Origin of the sequence: Cecembia lonarensis LW9, assembly GCF_000298295.1 — a bacterium.
Lineage (GTDB): Bacteria > Bacteroidota > Bacteroidia > Cytophagales > Cyclobacteriaceae > Cecembia > Cecembia lonarensis.
Genome location: NZ_AMGM01000160.1, coordinates 1 through 3,043, shown reverse-complemented (window position 1 = coordinate 3,043; position 3,043 = coordinate 1). Strand labels below are relative to the sequence as shown.

Annotated in this window: 5 protein-coding genes; all 5 read right to left on the bottom strand. The window is 39.1% G+C overall.

Translation table 11 applies throughout. The annotated features are described in order from the left end of the window. Positions 1 to 96 precede the first annotated feature (96 nt). Positions 97 to 369, bottom strand: a complete 273-nt coding sequence (locus B879_RS20460; protein ID WP_009187137.1) for a hypothetical protein — start codon at positions 367 to 369, stop codon at positions 97 to 99. Positions 370 to 393: 24 nt separating this feature from the next. Beyond that, positions 394 to 1,206, bottom strand: a complete 813-nt coding sequence (locus B879_RS20455) for a KilA-N domain-containing protein (protein WP_009187136.1) — start codon at positions 1,204 to 1,206, stop codon at positions 394 to 396. A 57-nt stretch (positions 1,207 to 1,263) separates the two neighbouring features. Continuing rightward, complete coding sequence (locus tag B879_RS23460) at positions 1,264 to 1,392, bottom strand: hypothetical protein (RefSeq protein WP_009187135.1); 129 nt, start codon at positions 1,390 to 1,392, stop codon at positions 1,264 to 1,266. 179 nt (positions 1,393 to 1,571) lie between these two features. Continuing rightward, positions 1,572 to 2,339 carry an ABC transporter permease subunit gene (locus B879_RS20450; protein WP_009187134.1) on the bottom strand — a complete coding sequence of 256 codons (768 nt, stop codon included), beginning with the start codon at positions 2,337 to 2,339 and terminating at the stop codon, positions 1,572 to 1,574. Then, positions 2,332 to 3,043: ABC transporter ATP-binding protein (locus B879_RS20445; RefSeq protein ID WP_040401452.1), on the bottom strand; the 712-nt coding region annotated here is incomplete at its 5' end. The genes B879_RS20450 and B879_RS20445, both read right to left, overlap by 8 nt.

Below are 3,043 nucleotides of genomic sequence, written 5' to 3'. Positions count from 1 at the left end.
TTAAATTATATTCCAAATAAGGTTATTTTTACACGTCCAAGAATCCCCCTCATTACATGTTCTTTCTCCAGAGAAAGCGATGATCCTGATGCTCCTTTAATTCTCCAATGTTTTTATTTCACCTGATTCAATATTAGGCCTTTCATGATGAAGCGCCAGAGCTTTCAGTAAAAGTTCAGTGGTAATTGCATAATGCAATAAGGTGGATCTAAAAAATCCTATTTGTTTCAAACTGTTTTCCTCTTCATAAAGTGATTGTTGAACTAATTCCAAGAATTTTAGCAAACATTCATTACCTGCCAAAAATGTGGATTTGGCATGTTTTAGAAAGGTGTCTGGATTAAGGGAATGTCGTATTTTTTGATTCATATCAAGTGAATTGAGGTATTTACTCTACTTCAAAAATTTTCTATTCTCAACATCCTCCAGTAACGTCATTTGTTGGATTGCAATTTTGTTCAGTTTTATTAACCGCATATTTTGAGAAACTCCTTCATTGATCAAAACTGAATTAATATTTTCTAAATTAGAAAGGCATATTAATTCGTTTATGTGAGCATAATCCCTCATATTACCCTTTAAATCAGGGTTTTCTTCTCTCCATTGTTTTGCTGTTACCCCGAATAAAGCCACATTTAAAACATCAGCTTCATTAGCATAAATAATTGAAATCTGTTTTGGAGTAATTTCTTTTGGAATTAAGTTTATCTTAATTGCTTCTGTATGGATGTGATAGTTGATTTTGGCTAACTCTCTTTTTGCAGACCATCCTATTTGAGACTGCTCTTCATCCTTTAACCTTTGGAACTCATTGATTAAATAGAGTTTAAAGGAAACACTAATTGCAGAGCCAAACTCAAATGCAATATCCTTGTGCGCATAAGTTCCTCCATATTTTCCTTTTTTGACAATTAATCCAATGGCTTGTGTTTTCTCTATCCATTCTGATACACTTAAAACAAAACTTGGTAATCCAGCCTGAGATTTAAAGTGGTCAAATTCGACCACTTTAAAATCTGGATTGTGTATTTTTTCCCAGGTTCCAATAAACTCAAGGGTAAATCTAGTCCTCAACCAATTTTTGATGATGTCTGCTGACCTGCTTTCACTCTCTTTGGCTTTGGCCATATCAGTCAAAGAGATGTAATCCTCAAGATCTCTACTTAGAATAGTTATTTCCTTATTTTCAACTTTAATTTTTGCCATAGCGATTATTAAATAAAGAGGTTAACAGTAAAAAAAGTATCACTGGTCCTGATTTTCTCACCCTTCACCCCCTTCCACTATCCTAATCTCCTTCTCCGTCAACCCATACCCTTCATAGACCAATTGCTTGAACGGGATTATCCATTTATTTAATGCCTGCCTTGGTTTAAGATAATTATTGTTCATTCTTCCTGAATTATAAATCAAAATTCTAAAAACCAATTTCCTTGTTTTAGGCCGTATTTGCAATATAAAAAGATTAGTACTTTAGTTTTTTGGTCAGGTATTGACAAAAAATGTCCGAAAAAAAACCGGACTTTAAGAAAAGCCCGGCGGTAAATGCTATAAGTGAATAAGGATTAATCCTAGAAATCTTTTTTCCTGAAGACCCGCATGGCCACTCCCATAGGCCAGAGCATCCATAAGAGCATCATGGCGGAGGAGAGCAGGATCCCTTTGGCCGAACCGAAGAATTGCTGGAAAAAGGCTCCCGTATAACCCATTAGGGCTGAAATATCCAGTTGCATCAACATGATTATCCTGCCCAAGTCCACCGGATTGAAAAACACCAGTCCCAAGGTGGTCTTTTCTAAAGGATAATCTGCCAGGGAATAAATCAGGTAAAGGACAAAACCGTCATATACCAGAGAGAAATAAATCCAGAAAGACAAACTGATGCCAATTGCCTTGGCCTTGTCCCGGGTCATCACGGAAGCCATAAAAGCAAGACCGGCAAAGACTATGCTCAGCCCAATCCCAATGCCCAGTAGGGTGAGCACCGTGGCATCCGCCCCCCAGAGTATCATGGGAATTCCAAAACCAATGATAATGGCCAAGCTCAGAACCACCACCACGGCCAAGATCTGACTGAGGAATACATTTCTGCGTTTGACCGGCTGGGCCAACATCAGTTCTGTAAATTCCAGGTTATTGAAAAAGTGGGTAGTAGCAAATATGGCCGCAATCAAGGGCACAATCATCAGCATGATGTTGAGCAAACTGAGTGATACCTTAGACATATCTTCTGAGACCTGGTAAATGGAAATGGCTACCAAGATCAGAAACAGGGTATAGAGTAAAGCAAATCTGGACTTTACAATATCCAAAAGGGAATATTTCAATAGCTTAAGCATGACTCAGTTCAGTTTTTTTCGTGTTTTTTTTTAAACTCCATTCCATCAATCGGGCAATGGCTGTAGAGAAGCGTTTTTCTCCGGTAATCTCCTTGAGACTATCCACCGTATCGTTGAAAAACACATCTCCCTCAAATATATAGATGGCATGGTTGGTCAAGGCTTCCAGTTCACTGAGAATGTGAGAGGTGATGATAATCAATTTTCCTTCTTCTCTTTCCCGTTTGATTTTGTTTTTCAGGGTTTCCACTGCGATAGGATCCAGACCAGCTGTGGGTTCGTCAAGGATAAGGATATCCGGTCTGAACATAAAGGCCAATGCTGCACTGACCTTTTGCCTGGTTCCCCCACTGAGGGTATGCATGGGTTTATCCAGCATTTCATTTAAGCCAAAAGCATGGACCAGTTCCATGTCGTAGTCCTTGATTTCCGGTCTGATGTCCTGCATCATGGAAAAGAGCTGACCTATTCTGATATTGTCCGGATAGCGCCCAATTTGGGGCATATACCCGATTTTTGAGCGGTAGGCAAAACTTCCTTTGATAGATTCTCCCTGTACTTTGACGTCTCCTGTATTAGGAATCACCATGCCTAAAATAATTTTTATCAGGGTGGTCTTGCCGGAACCATTCGGCCCCATCAGGGCGTAACTGTTTCCTGCTTCAAATTCCAGGTTAAAGTCTTTTAAGACTTCCAGTTTGCCG

Bases quoted from the DNA above. Each gene is read 5' to 3' on its own strand.
- B879_RS20460 (WP_009187137.1), bottom strand. From the start codon at position 369: ATGAATCAAAAAATACGACATTCCCTTAATCCAGACACCTTTCTAAAA.
- B879_RS20455 (WP_009187136.1), bottom strand. From the start codon at position 1,206: ATGGCAAAAATTAAAGTTGAAAATAAGGAAATAACTATTCTAAGTAGA.
- B879_RS23460 (WP_009187135.1), bottom strand. From the start codon at position 1,392: ATGAACAATAATTATCTTAAACCAAGGCAGGCATTAAATAAATGGATA.
- B879_RS20450 (WP_009187134.1), bottom strand. From the start codon at position 2,339: ATGCTTAAGCTATTGAAATATTCCCTTTTGGATATTGTAAAGTCCAGA.